Below are 16,160 nucleotides of genomic sequence, written 5' to 3' on the forward strand. Positions count from 1 at the left end.
CTGTCCACCAATGCGAGTTCAAGCACCATGCAAGCCACCGCCGAATTACAGGTCATCCCGCTGGGCGCGGGCGTCTCAGTGCGCAAGGAAGTGCAGCGCATCGTCAGCCTGCTGGCGCAGTACGATTTCATCCTGGAAACCCACGCCGCCGGTACCGACATCGAGGGCGAGCTGGCCGATATCCTGGCCGCCGTGCAGCAGATTCACGAAACCCTGCACGCCGAAGGCAGCGTCCGTCTGCTCAGCTACCTCAAGCTCGAGACCCGCACCGACAAGACCCCGACCCTGGCCGGCAAACGCCTCTAGCGGCATCGCGGCGCGCTCATGGTCAGGCCATATAATTAAATTATTTCAATAAGATATATAGTATCCGGCGGGGCAATTTTTGCATCTCGCCCTGTACATCCGGACCTGGCTCGGGTAAAACAAAGACCACAACCATTAATAACAAGCAAGGCTGTTCCCCCTGGCAGTGCATCCATAACAAGCGCCGGGTGAACAGCGTGGTAATCCGGTATGACGACCTGCCTGCTCCCGCCCGTAACCGGCCGCCCCGGTTGCCTGCTGCTCCTCCTGCTGGCGCTGCTGACACCGGCCGCGGCACTGCCCGACAGCGGACTCAGCGCGACCATCCATGCACGCCTGGCGGCATTGCGCGACGACCACGAGGTGACCGTCGATCGGAGCACCGGCGTACTGCCGGCCCTGTATGCGCAACGCGACTACACGCCGGTATGGTCCAACCCGGCCGCCGTGCATCAGCTGATCAGCGCCATCGAACGCATCGACGCGGATGGCCTGGATCCGGCTGATTACAACCTCGCGGCCCTGAAACTGCTGCTGGAACGCAACAACGAGACCGGCAATGCCAACCCCGAGCGCACGGCCAATCTCGACCTGCTGCTCACCGACAGCCTGATCCGGCTCTGCTACCACCTCGCCTTCGGCAAGGTCGACCCGGAGGAAATCGACAGCAGCTGGAACACGACCCGCCAGCGCGAAGACCTCGCCGGCCTGCTGCAGCACAGCGACGCCATCGAGCGGGGGCAGATCGATGGCCTGCTGGAATCGCTGCGGCCGCAATCGCACATCTACCGGCAGCTCAGGGAAGCGCTCGCCACCTACCGCCGCTACCGCCAGCTGGGCGGCTGGCAACCGGTGCCAGACGGACCGGCACTGAAACCCGGGATGACGGACACGCGCGTGCTGGCGTTGCGCGCCCGACTGGTGGCCACGGACGATCTCTCCACCCAGGACATGTATCTGCCGACCTTCGACGATGCGGTCGAGGCCGGCGTCAGGCATTTCCAGCAGCGCCACGGACTCGCAGCGGATGGTGTCGTGGGTGAGAAAACGCTGACCGAACTGAACGTGCCGGTGGCGGTACGCATCGCGCAGATTCGCGCCAATCTCGAGCGGGCACGCTGGTTGCTGCGCGGCCTCCCGGATACCTTTGTCATGGTCGACATCGCCGGCTTCAACGTCCGCCTGTACCGCGATGACGCCGTCGTCTGGGAATCACGCGCGGTCGTCGGCCAGCAGGAGCGGATGTCCCCGGTCATCCGTTCGACCCTGACCTATCTCGACCTCAACCCGACCTGGACCGTGCCGCCGACCGTGCTGGACGAGGACCTGCTGCCGGAGCTGCGCCGCGATCCCCAGCGTCTGGCCGAGAAGGGCATGCAGGTGATCGACTACCAGGGCAGACCGGTCGATGCGGCCGGCATCGACTGGAACCGCTATAGCGGCCACAGCTTTCCCTGGCTGATTCGGCAGCGGCCCGGACCGAAGAACGCGCTCGGCCGGATCAAGTTCATGTTTCCCAATCCATACTCGGTCTACCTGCACGACACGCCCAGCAAGGCGCTGTTCGCGCGCGCCGAACGCGCCTTCAGCTCGGGCTGCATCCGCATCGAGCATCCCTACGAACTCGCCGAGCTGCTGCTCGAGGGCAATCCGGGTTGGGATCACGGCCGGCTCATGGCTGCCGTCGATTCGCTGCAGACCCGCAGCGTGACCTTGCAGGAGCCGGTGACCATACTGCTGAGCTACTGGACTGCGGCGGTTGCCGACGACGGCACGGTGCAGTTCAACCGCGACATCTACCGACGCGACCCCGCCGTCATCAGCGGCCTGGATGCAGCACCGCGCATCCGTGAGCGCGGCATCACCCGACCGCCGCCGGAGATGACCGCGTCGCTGCAGTCACCCTGACCACGCACAGCCGCAGGGCGCGGACCGGTCGTACTGTCGCGTCCCGTTCCGCGCGCACTACGCGGAACGGGACGCAGTCCGCTCAGGGTGCGTTCTTCTTGCCGGTGATCATGGCGCGGACCAGGTTCTCGCCATGCATCCGGCTCGATACCACCACGCCTGCCACGTGGATCACGATCAGCAGCACGGTCAGATTGGCGAAGACCTCGTGCAGCTCCTCCCAGAACTCTTCTTCCGGCGAGTGCTCGCCTTCCGCCGCGCCGTAGTCGTCATCGTCATGACCTGCATGGACCTCGTGCCGCTCATCATCGGCCCGGGCCGGCGCAACCAGCACGATCTCCGCGCCCCCGGCAGCCAGCGGTCCGTGCCCGTCCAGGCCATAATACTTCAGGCCCGAATAGGTGGTCAGCGCCAACGACACCAGCAGCATGACGATCATCCAGCCGCCCGCGGGATTGTGGCCGAGATAGTGCGCCGGCCTGCCGGCGAACAGCTCCTTCAGGTACTGCACGGTACGCCGCGGCGAGTAGATGAAATCGCTGAAGCGCGCATAGCGGGTGCCCACGAAGCCCCAGAGCAGCCGGAACACCAACAATCCGAGGATGTAGTAGCCGGCATAGATGTGGACCATGTTGTCCTCTTCACCGGTGACATAGGCGATGATGAATGCGGCCACCAGCGTCCAGTGAAACAGGCGCACCAGCGGATCCCAGACCCGAACCTGACTATCAGTCATGTGACAACTCCGTATAATTGATGGGTGAATCTGCCGGGCAGTATCGGTCAGAGACCGCCCTTAGTCATCCGGCGAACGCCGTATTCCGAGCGGTACAGGGCATATGCCGCACGATGCCAGGCAGTGTAAATCAATGACGTAGCAATTCCATGGCCTATCTCAAGGAAATTCTGCTCATCGCCGTGCTGTTGCTCGCCATCCTGGGCAACCTGTCCGATTTCGTCACCGACTACGGCCAGGGGGCCCCGGCCCTGCACCTGCTGGTCGAGGCTGGCGTGATTGCACTGTCGACCACGCTCATCCTCTGGCTCCTGCTCGATCTGCGCCGCCAGCGGCAGGCACTGGAAAAGCTCCGTCAGGAAATTGCCGGCCAGGCGGCGCCGGCCGCGCCGCCGGCGCTGGCAGCGGCGCGCCGCCAGCTCGGCGGGCTGATCCGGTCGCAGTTCCAGGACTGGGGCCTGACCGACAGCGAACAGGAAGTCGGCCTGTTGCTGCTAAAGGGCCTGAGCTTCAAGGAGATCGCGGCGTTGCGCCAGACCCAGGAGAAAACCGTGCGGGCCCAGGCCTCCGGCATCTACCGCAAGGCCGGCGTCAACGGCCGCCATGCCTTCGCGGCGTGGTTCATCGAGGATTTCCTGTAGCGTCAGCCGGCTACAGGCCGCACGCGCGGATCAGAAGCTCCACTCCAGGCCGAGCTTGCCGTGGAAAAAGTCGACCAGGCCGGCATCGCCGGCCAGGGTCGCATCGCGCGCGAGCGCCCAGCTGTAGGCGGCATGCGCGGTCACGGCGAGCGCATCGGTCAGCGCGTACTCAACACCCAGCTGCAGGGCGAAGTGGTTCGCGCCATCGTGGCCATCCGGCACGTAGCCCCGATTCACACCGAGCGTGCCGGCGGCGCTCAGTACACAGGCAGGCGCGATAGCGAAGCCGCGCCGCAGCGCGAACTCGGCGAACTGGCCGGCGGCGGCGAACGAGTGATAGATGTCCGTCGTGAATTCGAGTGCCAGGGGCAGGCCGCGCCAGAGCAAACCGGCGCCGACCTCGTTGTCGCTGTCATCGGCCAGCGGAAATTCCAGGCGGGTGTAGGCGACATACCACTCGAACGCGCGCAGACTCCGAGTCAGTGCGACGGTTAGCTGCAGTTCGTCGTACGCCTGCCCGGGAGCGCGCCCGTACAGGATCCCGGCGGCGACTGGCTGCCAGTCGAATTCGGCGCTGGAAGACCACCACGCATCCCCGTCCAGGACATCCCTGCCCTCGGAGAAATAGCGGCTCTCCCAGCCCGCGTGGATGTGTGCCCTGGGCGTCGCGCCTTCCCGCTGAAACTCGAACGGCTGCGTCGCCTCCGGTTCATGCGCGCACACCCTGAGGGCGGCGCAGGCCAGTGCCACGGCGACGGGGGGCGCGCTGCGGCGGCATGGCGGGCGGCCCGGAACAACGCGGGTAAGCTGCGCTGCGGACAGAAAAAAGCCGAGCAGTGCCCGGCTTGTTTTCGTTGCGGTCGCGCCCCGCACGCCTATTCGGCAGCGGCTTCCTGCTGCGGACGGTCGACGAGTTCGACGTAGGCCATCGGTGCGCTGTCGCCCGGGCGGTAGCCCATCTTCAGGATGCGCAGATAGCCGCCGGGGCGATCCTTGTAGCGCGGCCCCAGCTCGTTGAACAGCTTGCTGACCACCTCGCGGTCGCGCAGACGGCTGAACGCGATACGGCGCTTGTGCACGGAATCGCTCTTCGCCATGGTGATGAACGGCTCGGCGACCCGGCGCAGCTCCTTGGCCTTGGGCAGGGTGGTCTTGATGGCCTCGTGACGCAGCAGGGACACGGCCATGTTCTGCAGCATGGCCTTGCGGTGGGAACTGTTGCGGCTGAGCTGCCGCCCGATGTTACGGTGACGCATGGTTCAGATCCTGTGAGTACTCAGCCGCTCGCGGCTTCGGTTTTCTTGCTGGCGAGCCTGGCCGGCGGCCAGTTCTCCAGACGCATGCCCAGTGACAGGCCCTTGGTGGCCAGCACGTCCTTGATTTCGGTCAGCGACTTCTTGCCCAGGTTCGGGGTTTTCAGCAGCTCCACCTCGGTGCGCTGGATCAGATCGCCAATGTAGTAGATGCTCTCCGCCTTCAGGCAGTTGGCGGAACGCACGGTCAGCTCCAGGTCGTCGACCGGGCGCAGCAGGATCGGATCGATATCCGCCTCCGGCGCGCTCGCGGCTTCCTGGGTGCTGGCCTGCAGGTCGACGAACGCGGACAGCTGATCCTGCAGGATGGTCGCGGCGTGACGGATGGCCTCTTCCGGGTCGACGGTGCCGTTGGTCTCGATATCGATGATCAGCTTGTCCAGGTCGGTGCGCTGCTCGACGCGGGCACGATCGACGTTGTAGGCGACCCGGCTCACCGGGCTGAACGAGGCATCCAGCTGCAGGCTGCCGATCGGGCGGCTCTCGCCTTCCTCTTCCTCGCGGCGCGTGGCCGGCTGATAGCCGCGCCCCTTGGCGAGCCGCAGGGTCATGTTCAGCTCGCCGGCCTTGGTAAGGTTGGCGATCACGAAATCCGGATTGATGATCTCGATGTCGTGGTCAAGCTTGATGTCACCCGCGGTGACGGGACCGGGGCCCTTCTTGCTGAGCGTCAGGGTCGCCTCGTCACGATTGTGCATGCGCAGGGCGACCTTCTTCAGGTTGAGCAGGATGTCGATCACGTCTTCCTGCACCCCCTCGATGGTGGAGTACTCGTGCAGCACACCCTCGATCTCCGCATTGACCACGGCGGTACCCGGCATGGAAGACAGCAGGATGCGGCGCAATGCGTTGCCGAGCGTATGCCCGAACCCGCGCTCCAGCGGCTCCAGCGTGACCCGGGCGTGGTTGTTGCTGATCGTCTGTACATCCACGATACGGGGTTTCAGGAATTCATTGACGTTACCCAGCATGTACAGGTCCCTCAAGTGTTACTTGGAATACAATTCAACGATCAGGTGCTCGTTGATGTCGGCCGGCAGTTCGCCACGCTCCGGACGTGCCTTGTACACGCCCTGCATCTTCTTGCTGTCCACGTCGATCCAGTCGGCGATACCGCGCTGCTGGGCCAGGTCGATGGCGGACTGGATGCGCAGCTGGTTGCGGCACTTCTCGTTCACGCTGATGACATCGTTCGGCTGTACCTGGTAGGACGGGATGTTCACCTTCGCGCCGTTCACGCTGATGGCGTTGTGGCGCACCAGCTGGCGTGACTCGCTGCGCGACGAGGAGAAGCCCATGCGATAGACCACGTTGTCGAGACGGCCTTCCAGCAGCTGCAGCAGGTTCTCGCCGGTCGAGCCCTTGGTGCCGGCGGCCTTCTTGTAGTAGTTGCGGAACTGGCGCTCGAGGATGCCGTAGATGCGGCGCACCTTCTGCTTCTCGCGCAGCTGACTGGCGTAGTCGGACAGACGCGCGCGGCGCTGGCCGTGCTGGCCGGGCGGGAACGGGCGGTTCTCGACGGCGCACTTGGCAGTGAAGCATTTCTCGCCTTTCAGGAACAGCTTGCCGCCTTCACGACGGCACTGGCGACACTTGGATCCGATGTACTTGGCCATGGCTCTCTATCCTTATCCTACACGCGGCGCTTCTTCGGTGGCCGGCAACCGTTATGCGGTATCGGCGTCACGTCGGTGATATTGGTGATCTGGAAGCCGCAGTTGTTCAGCGCACGCACGGCGGACTCGCGCCCCGGGCCCGGTCCCTTGACCTCGACCTCGAGGTTCTTCATGCCGTATTCCTTCACCTTCTCACCGGCCTTCTCGGCGGCGACCTGGGCCGCGAACGGCGTGCTCTTGCGCGAACCGCGGAAGCCGGAACCGCCGGAGGTCGCCCATGCCAGCGCATTGCCCTGGCGGTCGGTGATCATGATGATGGTGTTGTTGAACGAAGCGTGAATATGCGCGATGCCGTCGGCGACATCCTTCTTCACTTTCTTGCGTACCGGTGCCTTTGCCATACCTGGATTCCAGTCGTATCTGTTGAATGCGTTGTGGTGTTACTTGCGGATCGGACGCCGCGGTCCCTTGCGGGTACGGCCGTTGGTGCGCGTGCGCTGACCGTGTACCGGCAGACCACGGCGATGGCGAATGCCGCGGTAGCAGCCCAGATCCATGAGCCGCTTGATGTTCATGGACACAGTGCGGCGCAGGTCGCCCTCGACGGTGTAGCGGCCGACCTCGGTGCGGAGATTCTCCAGTTCCGCCTCGCTCAGGTCCTTGATCTTCATTTCCGGACGGACGCCGGTGGCCGCGCAGATCTTGTGCGCGGTTACCCGACCGATTCCGTAGATCCCGGTCAGCGCGATCACCGTATGCTTGTGATCCGCAATGTTGATTCCGGCTATACGAGCCATCTAGATCTTCTCCAACTGGATAGTTTTAGCGTGGCGCTAAAAAGCGCGTAAGAATAACCCTGAAACGTCCATAAATCAAATGCGAACGACCGCTCCCGGCACCCAGCACCGGCCGGCCATGCATCCGATTTTTACTTCAAAATCAAAATACTGCATACAATACCGCTCAGCCCTGACGCTGCTTGTGGCGGCCATCCTTGCAGATGACCCGGACCACGCCGTTGCGCCGTACGACCTTGCAGTTGCGGCAGATACGCTTCACCGAAGCACGCACTTTCATGTCTTTACACCCTTGTTGAGACTGCCACTAACGCAGCATGCCGGTTCCGCCGTGGCTCTTGAGGTTCGCCTTCTTCATCAACCCGCTGTACTGGTGCGAAACCAGGTGGGTCTGAACCTGCGCCATGAAATCCATGGTCACCACGACAATGATCAACAGCGACGTACCGCCGAAGTAGAACGGCACGTTCCAGTACAGAATCAGGAACTCCGGCATCAAACATACCAGCGTGATGTACACGGCACCGGCTGTGGTCAGTCGGGTCATCACGCGGTCGATGTACTGCGCGGTCTGCTCGCCGGGACGGATACCCGGGATGAACGCCCCCGACTTTTTCAGGTTGTCCGCGGTGTCCTTGGCATTGAACACCAGCGCGGTATAGAAGAAGCAGAAGAACACGATCGCCAGCGCGTACAGGATCACGTACAGCGGTTGACCCGGCGACAGGGTCGCGGCCACGTCACGCAGCCAGTCCATGCCCTCGTTCTGCCCGACCCAGCTGCCGATGGTCGCGGGAAACAGGATGATGCTGGAGGCGAAGATCGGCGGGATCACGCCGGCCATGTTGAGCTTGAGCGGCAGATGCGTGCTCTGCGCGGCATACACCTTGCGTCCCTGCTGGCGCTTCGCGTAATTGACGGTGATGCGGCGCTGGCCGCGCTCGACGAACACCACGAAGCCGGTCACCACCAGCGCCAGCGAGAACAGCAGCAGGATGGTCATGATGTTCATCTCGCCGGTACGCACCAGTTCCAGCGTGCTGCCGATGGCCGAGGGCAGACCGGCGACGATACCGGAGAAGATGATGATCGAGATGCCGTTGCCGACACCACGCTCGGTCACCTGTTCGCCGAGCCACATCAGGAACACGGTTCCGGTCACCAGCGTCACCACCGCGGTGAGCACGAAGGCCGGCCCGGGATTGAGCACCAGGTTGCTGCCGGCAACCTGCTGCGCCTGCAGCGCGCTGGAGATGCCGAAGGCCTGCATGGTGGCGAGCGCGACCGTGCCGTAGCGGGTGTACTGGGTGATCTTGCGCCGTCCGGCCTCGCCGCCTTCCTTCTTGAGCTGCTCCAGCGAGGGTATGGTCACGGTCAGCAGGTTCATGATGATGGAAGCCGAGATGTAGGGCATGACGCCGAGCGCAAACAGCGACAGGCGCTTGAGCGAGCCACCCGAGAACATGTTGAACATCTCCAGGATGGTGCCACGCTGCTGCTCGGCCAGGGCGGCGAGCACATGCGGATCGATACCCGGCAACGGAATGAAGGAACCGATGCGGAACACGATGATGGCGCCAATGACGAAAAAGAGCCGCGCTCGCAGCTCTTTCAGCTGCCCGAGACCTGCGGCAGCGCCGGAGATGGGGGACCCGATAGCCATTTAGTCCTCGATCCTGCCCCCGGCGGCCTCGATGGCGGCGCGCGCACCCTGCGTCACCTGGATACCCTTGAGCGTGACGGCACGGTCGAGCTGTCCCGAGGCGAACACCTTGACGCGGGTGATATTGCGCGACACCAGATTGGCTTGCTTCAGCGCATCCAGATCGATCACGTCGGCAGTGACGAGCGCCAGTTCGTGCAGGCGGATCTCGCCGGTCGTGCGCGACTTGGCTGTGGTAAAGCCGAACTTCGGCAGGCGCCGCTGCAGCGGCATCTGACCGCCCTCGAACCCGACCTTGTGGAAGCCGCCCGCACGTTCCTTCTGGCCCTTGTGACCGCGTCCGCAGGTCTTGCCCAGCCCGCAGCCGATGCCGCGACCGACGCGCTTGCGTGCCGTCCTGCTGCCGGGACCCGGTTTCAAAGTATTCAGTTTCATGTCCTACTCCTCGACCTTGAGCATGTACTGGATCTTGTTGATCATGCCACGCACTTCCGGCGTGTCTTCCAGCTCAACGGTGTGATGCATGCGGCGCAGACCCAGGCCACGCACGGTATCGCGGTGGCTGCGCAGGCGCCCGAAGGCGCTGCGGGTCTGCGTCACCCTGATTTTCTTGGTGGCAGCCATGTCTCTTTACTCCAGGATTTCCTTGACGGTCTTGCCGCGTTTGCTGGCAACCTCTTCCGGGGAACGCATCTGCTCAAGGCCGCGGATGGTGGCGCGCAGCACGTTGTTCGGATTGCTGGAGCCGATGCACTTGGCCAGGACGTTGTGCACCCCGACCACCTCGAACACGGCGCGCATGGCGCCACCGGCGATGATGCCGGTACCCTCGGAGGCAGGCTGCATGTAGACCTTGGCGGCGCCGTGACGCGCGGTCAGCGGATATTGCAGGGTGCCGTCCTTGATCGCGACGGTGATCATGTTCTTGCGCGCGGCTTCCATCGCTTTCTGGATCGCGGCCGGCACCTCGCGCGCCTTGCCGTAGCCATAGCCGACCCGGCCCTCGCCGTCGCCCACCACAGTCAGCGCGGTGAAACCGAACTGGCGGCCACCCTTGACCACCTTCGCGACGCGATTGACCGTGACCAGCTTCTCCAGCAGCCCGTCGCCCTGTACCTGTGTTTCTACCCTTGCCATAGTTCAGCCCTTGATCAGAATTCGAGGCCGCCTTCACGCGCGGCATCGGCCAGCGCCTTCACGCGGCCATGGTATTTGAAGCCGGAGCGATCGAACGCCACCCGGGTGATGCCGGCGGCCTTTGCCCGCGCAGCGATCGCCTTGCCGACGACGCTGGCGGCACTGGTGCCCCCGGTCTGCTGCAGGTCCTTGCGCACCTCCTTGTCGAGGGTCGATGCGCTGGCCACGACGCGGTCGCCGTCCGGCGTGATGATCTGTGCATAAATGTGCCGTGGCGTGCGATGGACGCACAGCCGGTTCGTGCCCAGCCGCTTGATCTGGGAACGGGAGCGCCGTGCGCGGCGCAAGCGAGTCTGCTTCTTGTCCATGACCTGTGCCTGTAATCTGTAAGACTATTTCTTCTTCGCTTCTTTGCGGACGACCACTTCGTCCGAGTAGCGAACACCCTTGCCCTTGTACGGCTCCGGCGGACGGTATGCCCGGATCTCCGCCGCGACCTGGCCTACCTTCTGCTTGTCACAGCCCTTGATCAGGATCTCGGTCTGGCTCGGCGTCTCCGCGGTAATGCCTTCAGGCAGCTCGTAGTCCACCGGGTGCGAAAAACCCAGCGTCAGGTTCAGGACCTTGCCCTTGGCCTGCGCGCGATAGCCGACACCCACCAGTTCGAGCTTGCGCTCGAAGCCGTCGCTGACGCCCCGGACCAGGTTGCTGAGCAGGGCGCGCGTGGTGCCGGCCAGGGCATTGGCCTGCTGCGACTCGTCGCGCGGACTGAACGTGAGCTCGGCATCCTCGCGCGACATTTCGACCAGGTCGTGGATGGTATGCGTCAGCGTACCCTTGGGGCCCTTGACGGTCACCTGTTGGCCGTTCGCGGTAATCTCCACCGCCTTGGGCAGCGGTACCGGCATTTTTGCAACTCTCGACATGTTCTTTACCTGCCTGGCTTAACTCACGATGCAGAGCACTTCGCCGCCCTGGCCCGCTGCACGGGCCTGGCGGTCGCTCATGACGCCCTTGGACGTCGACACGATCGCCACACCCAGGCCGTTCTGGATGCTCGGAATCTCGTTCTTGCTCTTGTACAGCCGCAGTCCCGGGCGGCTGGCGCGCCGGATATGCTCGATCACGGGCCTGCCGTTGTGGTACTTCAGCTCGATCGACAGCACGGACTTGCCGTCAGCCTGAGCGACAGCAAAGCCCTTGATATAGCCTTCGTCCTGCAACACCTGCGCAATGGCGCACTTCAAACGCGAGGACGGCATGCTCACCTGGACCTTGCTCGCTGCCTGCCCGTTACGGATGCGGGTCAAAAAATCTGCAATCGGATCTGTCATCATAATCGTTTACCAGCTTGCTTTGACCAGGCCGGGGACATCACCGCGCATGGCCGCCTCGCGCAGCTTGTTGCGGCAGAGCCCGAACTTGCGATAGTAGCCATGCGGACGGCCGGTCATCCGGCAACGGTTGCGCCCGCGCACCGGGCTGGCATCACGCGGCAGCTCCTGCAGCTTCATCTGTGCCTGATAGCGCTCGTCATAGGACGCCGTGGTGCTCTTGATAATCGCCTTCAGCTCCGCGCGCTTGGCGGCAAAACGCTTGACCGCACGTATGCGCTTGCTCTCGCGGGCGACCATTGAAGTCTTCGCCATGTCTCTACCTCAGTGCCTGAACGGGAAGTTGAAAGCCGCCAGCAGTGCACGCCCCTCTTCGTCCGTCTTTGCCGTTGTCGTGAATGTAATGTCCAAGCCGCGCAGGGCGTCGATCTTGTCGTAGTCGATCTCCGGGAAGATGATCTGTTCCTTCACGCCCATGTTGTAATTGCCGTTGCCGTCGAAGCCCTTGGGATTCATGCCGCGGAAGTCGCGGATACGCGGGATGGCGATATTGATCAGGCGATCGAGGAACTCGTACATGCGCTCGCGGCGCAGGGTCACCTTGCAGCCCACCGGCCAGCCCTCGCGCACCTTGAAACCGGCGACGGACTTGCGCGCCTTGGTGACAACCGGCTTCTGACCGGCGATCTTGGTCATGTCCTCGACGGCATGCTCCATGACCTTGCGGTCGGCCACGGCCTCGCCCACACCCATGTTCAGCGTGATCTTGACGATCCGCGGAATCGCCATCGGGTTGGTGTATCCGAACTGCTGCTTCAGCTCGGGAATCACGGAATCTGTATAAAACTGTTTAAGCCTGGCCATGTCTCTGTACCGTTGTATCAGACGTCCACCACTTCATTGGTGGACTTGAAAAACCGCACCTTGCGCCCGTCCTCCAGCGTCCTGAAGCCGACGCGGTCGCCCTTGCTCGTCTGCGGATTGAACAGCATGACATTGGAGCCATCGATCGGCATTTCCTTCTCGATGATGCCGCCCGGCATGCCGCGATTCGGATTCGGCCGGGTGTGGCGCTTGACCATGTTGACGTCCGCGACCACGACACTGCCGTCCTGCATCACGCGCAGCACGCTGCCGCGTTTGCCCTTGTCCTTGCCCGCGATGATGATGACTTCATCGCCTTTTCTGATCCTGTTCATGTCGGTTCCTACAGCACTTCCGGTGCCAGCGAAATGATTTTCATGAAGCGCTCGCTGCGCAGCTCGCGCGTCACCGGTCCGAAGATACGCGTACCGATCGGCTGCAGCTGGTTGTTGAGCAGCACTGCCGCGTTGCCATCGAAACGGATGAGCGAACCGTCCGGGCGGCGCACACCCTTGCGCGTCCGCACGACCACGGCATTGTAGACGTCGCCCTTCTTGACCTTGCCGCGCGGAATCGCCTCTTTCACACTGACCTTGATAATGTCGCCAATGCGCGCGTAGCGGCGGTGGGAACCGCCCAGCACCTTGATGCACATCAGCCGGCGCGCGCCGCTGTTGTCCGCCACATCAAGGATTGTCTGCATCTGTATCATGCTGATATTCCGTCTTGTCTAGTTATGCCAACCGGTTAACCCTACTCGCCGCGGCCGACGACCTCGACCAGCTTCCAGGATTTGGTCCTGGAATAGGGCCGGCATTCCTGGATCGTGACCAGGTCGCCTTCCCGGCAGGTGTTGTTCTCGTCGTGCACGTGCAGCTTGGTCGAGCGGCGGACGTACTTGCCGTACACGGGATGCTTGACCTTGCGCTCGATCAGGACGGTGACCGTCTTGTCCATCTTGTCGCTGATGACCCGGCCGGTTACCGTGCGGTTTGTCTGGTTTGTCTCGCTCATACTTGCTCGCCTGCTCTCGCTTTCTCGTTCAGCACGGTATAGACCCGGGCGATGTCCCGGCGCACCTTGGTGATCTGGTCCGGACGCGTCAGCTGGCCGATACCACGCTGCATGCTGAGATTGAATTTCTCGCGCAACAGATTCTCCAGCTCCAGCTTCAGCTCGGCTACGTTCTTGCTTCTCAGTTCCGCGGCATTCATCACATCACCGTCCGTGCTACAAAGGTGGTCTTGAAGGGCAGCTTCGCCGCCGCCAGTTTGAAGGCCTCGCGCGCGACGTCCTCGGTCACACCCTCGATCTCGTACAGCATGCGGCCCGGCTGGATCTGGGCGATCCAGTACTCGACGTTGCCCTTGCCCTTGCCCTGGCGCACCTCGATGGGCTTCTTGGTGATCGGCACGTCCGGAAACACGCGGATCCACAGCTTGCCGCCGCGTTTGACGAAACGCGTGATGGTACGGCGCGCGGCCTCGATCTGGCGCGAGGTCATGCGGCCTCGGTCGACGGCCTTCAGGCCGAACTCGCCGAAACTGACCTTGCTGCCGCGCTGCGCCAGACCACGGTTGCGGCCTTTCTGCTGCTTGCGAAATTTGGTTCTCTTGGGCTGTAACATGACTCTCGTTCTCCGCTATCAGGAAGCCGCCTTGCGCGCGCCTTCCGCCTCGGATTCCTCTTCCCTGCCGATGACCTCACCCTTGAAGATCCACACCTTCACGCCGATCTTGCCGTAGGTGGTATTGGCCTCGGCGGTACCGTAATCGATATCAGCTCGCAGGGTGTGCAGCGGCACCCGCCCCTCGCGATACCACTCGTCGCGGGCGATCTCGGCACCGTTCAGGCGGCCGCCCACCTTGATCTTGATGCCCTGGGCGCCGATGCGCATGGAGTTGCTGACCGCACGCTTCATGGCGCGCCGGAACATGATGCGGCGCTCCAGCTGCTGCGCGACGCTCTCGGCCACCAGCGTGGCATCGAGTTCCGGCTTGCGAATCTCCTCGATGTTGATGCTCACCGGCACACCCATCTTTTCCGACACTTCCTTGCGCAGGGTGTCGATGTCCTCGCCCTTCTTGCCGATCACGATACCGGGCCGCGCGGTGTGCACGGTGATCACGGCATTGTGCGCCGGGCGCGCGATCTGGATACGGCTGACCGAAGCGGCCGCCAGGCGCTGCCTGATGAAGTCACGGATCTTGAGATCCATGTTCAGGTAGTCGGCATAATTGCCGTTACCGGCATACCAGGTGGAGGTCCAGTCCTTGACGATGCCAAGCCGTATACCTGTCGGATGTACTTTCTGACCCATGCTGCTGTCTGCCTCTGCCAGTTAGTCCTGTAGGTCAGTCACCCACCGTGACGGTGATGTGGCTGCTGCGTTTCAGAATCCGGTTGCCGCGGCCCTTGGCGCGTGCGTGGAAGCGTTTCAAGGTCCGCGCCTCGTTGACGAAGATGGCCGCCACCTTGAGCTCGTCGATGTCAGCGCCCTCGTTGTGCTCCGCGTTCGCGATCGCCGATTCCAGCACTTTGCGCACGATGCCCGCTGCCTTCTTGTCGCTGAACAGCAGCAAGTTGAGCGCCTTCTCGACCGGCATGCCGCGCACCTGGTCCGCCACCAGGCGGGCCTTCTGCGGCGAGATGTGCACCTGTTTCAATGTCGCGCTGACCTGCATTCGTATGTCCTCTTACTTCGACTTCTTGTCGGCTGCGTGGCCGCGGAAGGTCCGCGTCAGGGCGAATTCACCGAGCTTGTGACCAACCATGTTTTCGTTGACCAGGACCGGCACGTGCTGGCGGCCGTTGTGAATGGCGATGGTGAGACCCACCATCTCCGGAATCACCATGGAACGGCGCGACCAGGTCTTGATCGGGCGCTTGTTGTTCTCAGCAACCGCCTTGTCCACCTTCTGCTGCAGGTGGTTGTCGATGAACGGACCTTTTCTGATTGAACGAGCCACTGTATAGAATCCTCAATGATTACTTCTTGTGCCGCCGACGGATGATCATGCTGTCGGTGCGCTTGTTGCTGCGCGTGCGGAAGCCCTTGGTCGGCACACCCCAGGGGCTGACCGGGTGACGGCCACCGGAGGTACGACCTTCACCGCCGCCGTGCGGATGATCGACCGGGTTCATCGCCACACCGCGCACCGTCGGGCGCTTGCCGCGCCAGCGCTTGGCACCGGCCTTGCCGAACGAACGCAGGCCATGCTCGACATTGCCGACCTCGCCGATGGTGGCGATGCAGTCGGACAGGACCTTGCGCATCTCGCCGGAACGCAGGCGCAGGGTCGCATGGTCGCCGCTGCGCGCCACCAGCTGGGCGCTGCTGCCGGCGCTGCGCGCCAGCTGGCCGCCCTTGCCGGGCTTCAGTTCGACATTGTGCACCACGGAACCGACCGGGATGTTGCGCATGGGCATGGCATTGCCGGCCTTGATCGGGGCGTCGCTGCCGTTGCGGATCTCGTCGCCGGCCTGCACGCCCTTGGGCGCCAGGATGTAGCGGCGCTCGCCGTCCGCGTACAGCAGCAGGGCGATGTGCGCCGAGCGGTTCGGATCATACTCGATCCGCTCGACCTTTGCCGGCACGCCCAGCTTGTCGCGCTTGAAGTCGATCACGCGATAGTGCTGCTTGTGCCCGCCACCCTGGTGACGGGTGGTGATCCGGCCGACATTGTTCCTGCCGCCGTTCTTACGCTTCACGTCGAGCAGCGCGGTGTGCGGCTTGCCCTTGTGCAGCTCGGGCGTGCGCACGCTGATCACGAAGCGGCGGCCCGGCGATGTTGGTTTGGCTTTAACGAGTGGCATTGTCCTGTTTCCTTCCGCGCGGCGCGTAG

At 63.3% G+C, this 16,160-nt stretch carries 29 protein-coding genes; 3 read left to right on the plus strand and 26 right to left on the minus strand.

The window, feature by feature from the left end:
- The first annotated feature begins 27 nt into the window (after nt 1-27).
- Both R3F42_10745 and R3F42_10750 read left to right on the plus strand, forming a co-directional pair.
- A complete protein-coding gene (locus R3F42_10745; GenBank protein ID MEZ5542511.1) occupies nt 28-306 on the plus strand; it encodes an MTH1187 family thiamine-binding protein in 279 nt (92 codons plus the stop codon).
- 210 nt (nt 307-516) lie between these two features.
- Nucleotides 517-2,214, plus strand: coding sequence for a L,D-transpeptidase family protein (locus R3F42_10750; protein MEZ5542512.1), 1,698 nt, complete (start codon nt 517-519; stop codon nt 2,212-2,214).
- Between the two features lie 82 nt (nt 2,215-2,296).
- Here R3F42_10750 and R3F42_10755 read toward each other — a convergent pair whose 3' ends face one another.
- Nucleotides 2,297-2,950 carry a cytochrome b/b6 domain-containing protein gene (locus tag R3F42_10755; protein ID MEZ5542513.1) on the minus strand — a complete coding sequence of 218 codons (654 nt, stop codon included), beginning with the start codon at nt 2,948-2,950 and terminating at the stop codon, nt 2,297-2,299.
- Between the two features lie 149 nt (nt 2,951-3,099).
- Here R3F42_10755 and R3F42_10760 point away from each other — a divergent pair, with 149 nt between their 5' ends.
- The gene (locus R3F42_10760) at nt 3,100-3,591 is read left to right on the plus strand and encodes a LuxR C-terminal-related transcriptional regulator (GenBank protein MEZ5542514.1); all 492 of its coding nucleotides are present in this window, start codon (nt 3,100-3,102) and stop codon (nt 3,589-3,591) included.
- A gap of 30 nt (nt 3,592-3,621) precedes the next feature.
- Here R3F42_10760 and R3F42_10765 read toward each other — a convergent pair whose 3' ends face one another.
- The 25 genes from R3F42_10765 to rplB all read right to left on the minus strand — a co-directional run bounded on the left by R3F42_10765 (nt 3,622) and on the right by rplB (nt 16,131).
- Nucleotides 3,622-4,341 carry a hypothetical protein gene (locus tag R3F42_10765; protein ID MEZ5542515.1) on the minus strand — a complete coding sequence of 240 codons (720 nt, stop codon included), beginning with the start codon at nt 4,339-4,341 and terminating at the stop codon, nt 3,622-3,624.
- A gap of 125 nt (nt 4,342-4,466) precedes the next feature.
- The gene (rplQ, locus tag R3F42_10770; protein ID MEZ5542516.1) at nt 4,467-4,847 is read right to left on the minus strand and encodes a 50S ribosomal protein L17; all 381 of its coding nucleotides are present in this window, start codon (nt 4,845-4,847) and stop codon (nt 4,467-4,469) included.
- Nucleotides 4,848-4,867: 20 nt separating this feature from the next.
- Nucleotides 4,868-5,875: a DNA-directed RNA polymerase subunit alpha gene (gene rpoA / locus R3F42_10775; protein MEZ5542517.1), complete on the minus strand. Its 1,008-nt coding sequence runs from the start codon at nt 5,873-5,875 to the stop codon at nt 4,868-4,870.
- Between the two features lie 18 nt (nt 5,876-5,893).
- Entirely contained in the window at nt 5,894-6,520 is a 627-nt protein-coding gene (gene rpsD, locus R3F42_10780) for a 30S ribosomal protein S4 (GenBank protein MEZ5542518.1), read from the minus strand.
- 17 nt (nt 6,521-6,537) lie between these two features.
- Nucleotides 6,538-6,921 (minus strand): 30S ribosomal protein S11, encoded by a 384-nt coding sequence (gene rpsK / locus R3F42_10785; GenBank protein MEZ5542519.1) that lies wholly within the window; start codon nt 6,919-6,921, stop codon nt 6,538-6,540.
- Nucleotides 6,922-6,960: 39 nt separating this feature from the next.
- Nucleotides 6,961-7,317, minus strand: a complete 357-nt coding sequence (rpsM, locus tag R3F42_10790; GenBank protein MEZ5542520.1) for a 30S ribosomal protein S13 — start codon at nt 7,315-7,317, stop codon at nt 6,961-6,963.
- A 166-nt stretch (nt 7,318-7,483) separates the two neighbouring features.
- Nucleotides 7,484-7,597 (minus strand): 50S ribosomal protein L36, encoded by a 114-nt coding sequence (gene rpmJ / locus R3F42_10795; protein MEZ5542521.1) that lies wholly within the window; start codon nt 7,595-7,597, stop codon nt 7,484-7,486.
- Nucleotides 7,598-7,624: 27 nt separating this feature from the next.
- Complete coding sequence (gene secY / locus R3F42_10800; protein ID MEZ5542522.1) at nt 7,625-8,980, minus strand: preprotein translocase subunit SecY; 1,356 nt, start codon at nt 8,978-8,980, stop codon at nt 7,625-7,627.
- Complete coding sequence (gene rplO / locus R3F42_10805; GenBank protein ID MEZ5542523.1) at nt 8,981-9,415, minus strand: 50S ribosomal protein L15; 435 nt, start codon at nt 9,413-9,415, stop codon at nt 8,981-8,983.
- A 3-nt stretch (nt 9,416-9,418) separates the two neighbouring features.
- The gene (gene rpmD, locus R3F42_10810) at nt 9,419-9,604 is read right to left on the minus strand and encodes a 50S ribosomal protein L30 (protein ID MEZ5542524.1); all 186 of its coding nucleotides are present in this window, start codon (nt 9,602-9,604) and stop codon (nt 9,419-9,421) included.
- A 6-nt stretch (nt 9,605-9,610) separates the two neighbouring features.
- Entirely contained in the window at nt 9,611-10,117 is a 507-nt protein-coding gene (gene rpsE, locus R3F42_10815) for a 30S ribosomal protein S5 (GenBank protein MEZ5542525.1), read from the minus strand.
- Between the two features lie 14 nt (nt 10,118-10,131).
- Nucleotides 10,132-10,485, minus strand: a complete 354-nt coding sequence (gene rplR, locus R3F42_10820; protein ID MEZ5542526.1) for a 50S ribosomal protein L18 — start codon at nt 10,483-10,485, stop codon at nt 10,132-10,134.
- A gap of 24 nt (nt 10,486-10,509) precedes the next feature.
- The gene (gene rplF / locus R3F42_10825) at nt 10,510-11,043 is read right to left on the minus strand and encodes a 50S ribosomal protein L6 (protein MEZ5542527.1); all 534 of its coding nucleotides are present in this window, start codon (nt 11,041-11,043) and stop codon (nt 10,510-10,512) included.
- A gap of 18 nt (nt 11,044-11,061) precedes the next feature.
- Nucleotides 11,062-11,457: a 30S ribosomal protein S8 gene (gene rpsH / locus R3F42_10830; GenBank protein ID MEZ5542528.1), complete on the minus strand. Its 396-nt coding sequence runs from the start codon at nt 11,455-11,457 to the stop codon at nt 11,062-11,064.
- A gap of 3 nt (nt 11,458-11,460) precedes the next feature.
- Nucleotides 11,461-11,766, minus strand: coding sequence for a 30S ribosomal protein S14 (gene rpsN, locus R3F42_10835; GenBank protein ID MEZ5542529.1), 306 nt, complete (start codon nt 11,764-11,766; stop codon nt 11,461-11,463).
- A gap of 9 nt (nt 11,767-11,775) precedes the next feature.
- Nucleotides 11,776-12,315: a 50S ribosomal protein L5 gene (gene rplE, locus R3F42_10840; GenBank protein ID MEZ5542530.1), complete on the minus strand. Its 540-nt coding sequence runs from the start codon at nt 12,313-12,315 to the stop codon at nt 11,776-11,778.
- A 17-nt stretch (nt 12,316-12,332) separates the two neighbouring features.
- Nucleotides 12,333-12,650 carry a 50S ribosomal protein L24 gene (gene rplX / locus R3F42_10845; protein ID MEZ5542531.1) on the minus strand — a complete coding sequence of 106 codons (318 nt, stop codon included), beginning with the start codon at nt 12,648-12,650 and terminating at the stop codon, nt 12,333-12,335.
- Between the two features lie 8 nt (nt 12,651-12,658).
- On the minus strand, nt 12,659-13,027 hold the full coding sequence (gene rplN / locus R3F42_10850; GenBank protein MEZ5542532.1) for a 50S ribosomal protein L14: 369 nt from the start codon (nt 13,025-13,027) through the stop codon (nt 12,659-12,661).
- Between the two features lie 41 nt (nt 13,028-13,068).
- A complete protein-coding gene (gene rpsQ / locus R3F42_10855; GenBank protein ID MEZ5542533.1) occupies nt 13,069-13,329 on the minus strand; it encodes a 30S ribosomal protein S17 in 261 nt (86 codons plus the stop codon).
- Nucleotides 13,326-13,529 (minus strand): 50S ribosomal protein L29, encoded by a 204-nt coding sequence (gene rpmC, locus R3F42_10860; GenBank protein MEZ5542534.1) that lies wholly within the window; start codon nt 13,527-13,529, stop codon nt 13,326-13,328. The genes rpsQ and rpmC overlap by 4 nt, the downstream gene beginning before the upstream one ends.
- Entirely contained in the window at nt 13,529-13,942 is a 414-nt protein-coding gene (gene rplP, locus R3F42_10865) for a 50S ribosomal protein L16 (GenBank protein MEZ5542535.1), read from the minus strand. The genes rpmC and rplP overlap by 1 nt, the downstream gene beginning before the upstream one ends.
- A gap of 18 nt (nt 13,943-13,960) precedes the next feature.
- Complete coding sequence (rpsC, locus tag R3F42_10870; GenBank protein MEZ5542536.1) at nt 13,961-14,635, minus strand: 30S ribosomal protein S3; 675 nt, start codon at nt 14,633-14,635, stop codon at nt 13,961-13,963.
- A gap of 34 nt (nt 14,636-14,669) precedes the next feature.
- On the minus strand, nt 14,670-14,999 hold the full coding sequence (gene rplV, locus R3F42_10875; GenBank protein MEZ5542537.1) for a 50S ribosomal protein L22: 330 nt from the start codon (nt 14,997-14,999) through the stop codon (nt 14,670-14,672).
- 12 nt (nt 15,000-15,011) lie between these two features.
- The gene (gene rpsS, locus R3F42_10880; GenBank protein ID MEZ5542538.1) at nt 15,012-15,284 is read right to left on the minus strand and encodes a 30S ribosomal protein S19; all 273 of its coding nucleotides are present in this window, start codon (nt 15,282-15,284) and stop codon (nt 15,012-15,014) included.
- A 19-nt stretch (nt 15,285-15,303) separates the two neighbouring features.
- Nucleotides 15,304-16,131 carry a 50S ribosomal protein L2 gene (rplB, locus tag R3F42_10885; protein ID MEZ5542539.1) on the minus strand — a complete coding sequence of 276 codons (828 nt, stop codon included), beginning with the start codon at nt 16,129-16,131 and terminating at the stop codon, nt 15,304-15,306.
- Between the last annotated feature and the right edge of the window lie 29 nt (nt 16,132-16,160).

It is taken from the genome of Pseudomonadota bacterium, assembly GCA_041395565.1.
Classification (GTDB): domain Bacteria; phylum Pseudomonadota; class Gammaproteobacteria; order UBA9214; family UBA9214; genus UBA9214.

Excerpts from the sequence above, each read along its gene's own strand:
- rpmC (MEZ5542534.1), bottom strand. The coding sequence starts at position 13,529 with ATGAATGCCGCGGAACTGAGAAGCAAGAACGTAGCCGAGCTGAAGCTG.
- rpsQ (MEZ5542533.1), bottom strand. The coding sequence starts at position 13,329 with ATGAGCGAGACAAACCAGACAAACCGCACGGTAACCGGCCGGGTCATC.
- rpsE (MEZ5542525.1), bottom strand. The coding sequence starts at position 10,117 with ATGGCAAGGGTAGAAACACAGGTACAGGGCGACGGGCTGCTGGAGAAG.
- rplR (MEZ5542526.1), bottom strand. The coding sequence starts at position 10,485 with ATGGACAAGAAGCAGACTCGCTTGCGCCGCGCACGGCGCTCCCGTTCC.
- rpmJ (MEZ5542521.1), bottom strand. The coding sequence starts at position 7,597 with ATGAAAGTGCGTGCTTCGGTGAAGCGTATCTGCCGCAACTGCAAGGTC.
- rplE (MEZ5542530.1), bottom strand. The coding sequence starts at position 12,315 with ATGGCCAGGCTTAAACAGTTTTATACAGATTCCGTGATTCCCGAGCTG.
- rplP (MEZ5542535.1), bottom strand. The coding sequence starts at position 13,942 with ATGTTACAGCCCAAGAGAACCAAATTTCGCAAGCAGCAGAAAGGCCGC.
- secY (MEZ5542522.1), bottom strand. The coding sequence starts at position 8,980 with ATGGCTATCGGGTCCCCCATCTCCGGCGCTGCCGCAGGTCTCGGGCAG.
- R3F42_10745 (MEZ5542511.1), top strand. The coding sequence starts at position 28 with ATGCAAGCCACCGCCGAATTACAGGTCATCCCGCTGGGCGCGGGCGTC.
- rplN (MEZ5542532.1), bottom strand. The coding sequence starts at position 13,027 with ATGATACAGATGCAGACAATCCTTGATGTGGCGGACAACAGCGGCGCG.
- R3F42_10750 (MEZ5542512.1), top strand. The coding sequence starts at position 517 with ATGACGACCTGCCTGCTCCCGCCCGTAACCGGCCGCCCCGGTTGCCTG.
- rpmD (MEZ5542524.1), bottom strand. The coding sequence starts at position 9,604 with ATGGCTGCCACCAAGAAAATCAGGGTGACGCAGACCCGCAGCGCCTTC.
- rplB (MEZ5542539.1), bottom strand. The coding sequence starts at position 16,131 with ATGCCACTCGTTAAAGCCAAACCAACATCGCCGGGCCGCCGCTTCGTG.
- R3F42_10760 (MEZ5542514.1), top strand. The coding sequence starts at position 3,100 with ATGGCCTATCTCAAGGAAATTCTGCTCATCGCCGTGCTGTTGCTCGCC.
- rplX (MEZ5542531.1), bottom strand. The coding sequence starts at position 12,650 with ATGAACAGGATCAGAAAAGGCGATGAAGTCATCATCATCGCGGGCAAG.
- rpsD (MEZ5542518.1), bottom strand. The coding sequence starts at position 6,520 with ATGGCCAAGTACATCGGATCCAAGTGTCGCCAGTGCCGTCGTGAAGGC.
- rplO (MEZ5542523.1), bottom strand. The coding sequence starts at position 9,415 with ATGAAACTGAATACTTTGAAACCGGGTCCCGGCAGCAGGACGGCACGC.
- rplF (MEZ5542527.1), bottom strand. The coding sequence starts at position 11,043 with ATGTCGAGAGTTGCAAAAATGCCGGTACCGCTGCCCAAGGCGGTGGAG.
- rpsC (MEZ5542536.1), bottom strand. The coding sequence starts at position 14,635 with ATGGGTCAGAAAGTACATCCGACAGGTATACGGCTTGGCATCGTCAAG.
- rplQ (MEZ5542516.1), bottom strand. The coding sequence starts at position 4,847 with ATGCGTCACCGTAACATCGGGCGGCAGCTCAGCCGCAACAGTTCCCAC.
- R3F42_10755 (MEZ5542513.1), bottom strand. The coding sequence starts at position 2,950 with ATGACTGATAGTCAGGTTCGGGTCTGGGATCCGCTGGTGCGCCTGTTT.
- rplV (MEZ5542537.1), bottom strand. The coding sequence starts at position 14,999 with ATGCAGGTCAGCGCGACATTGAAACAGGTGCACATCTCGCCGCAGAAG.
- rpsM (MEZ5542520.1), bottom strand. The coding sequence starts at position 7,317 with ATGGCTCGTATAGCCGGAATCAACATTGCGGATCACAAGCATACGGTG.
- rpsK (MEZ5542519.1), bottom strand. The coding sequence starts at position 6,921 with ATGGCAAAGGCACCGGTACGCAAGAAAGTGAAGAAGGATGTCGCCGAC.
- rpsN (MEZ5542529.1), bottom strand. The coding sequence starts at position 11,766 with ATGGCGAAGACTTCAATGGTCGCCCGCGAGAGCAAGCGCATACGTGCG.
- rpoA (MEZ5542517.1), bottom strand. The coding sequence starts at position 5,875 with ATGCTGGGTAACGTCAATGAATTCCTGAAACCCCGTATCGTGGATGTA.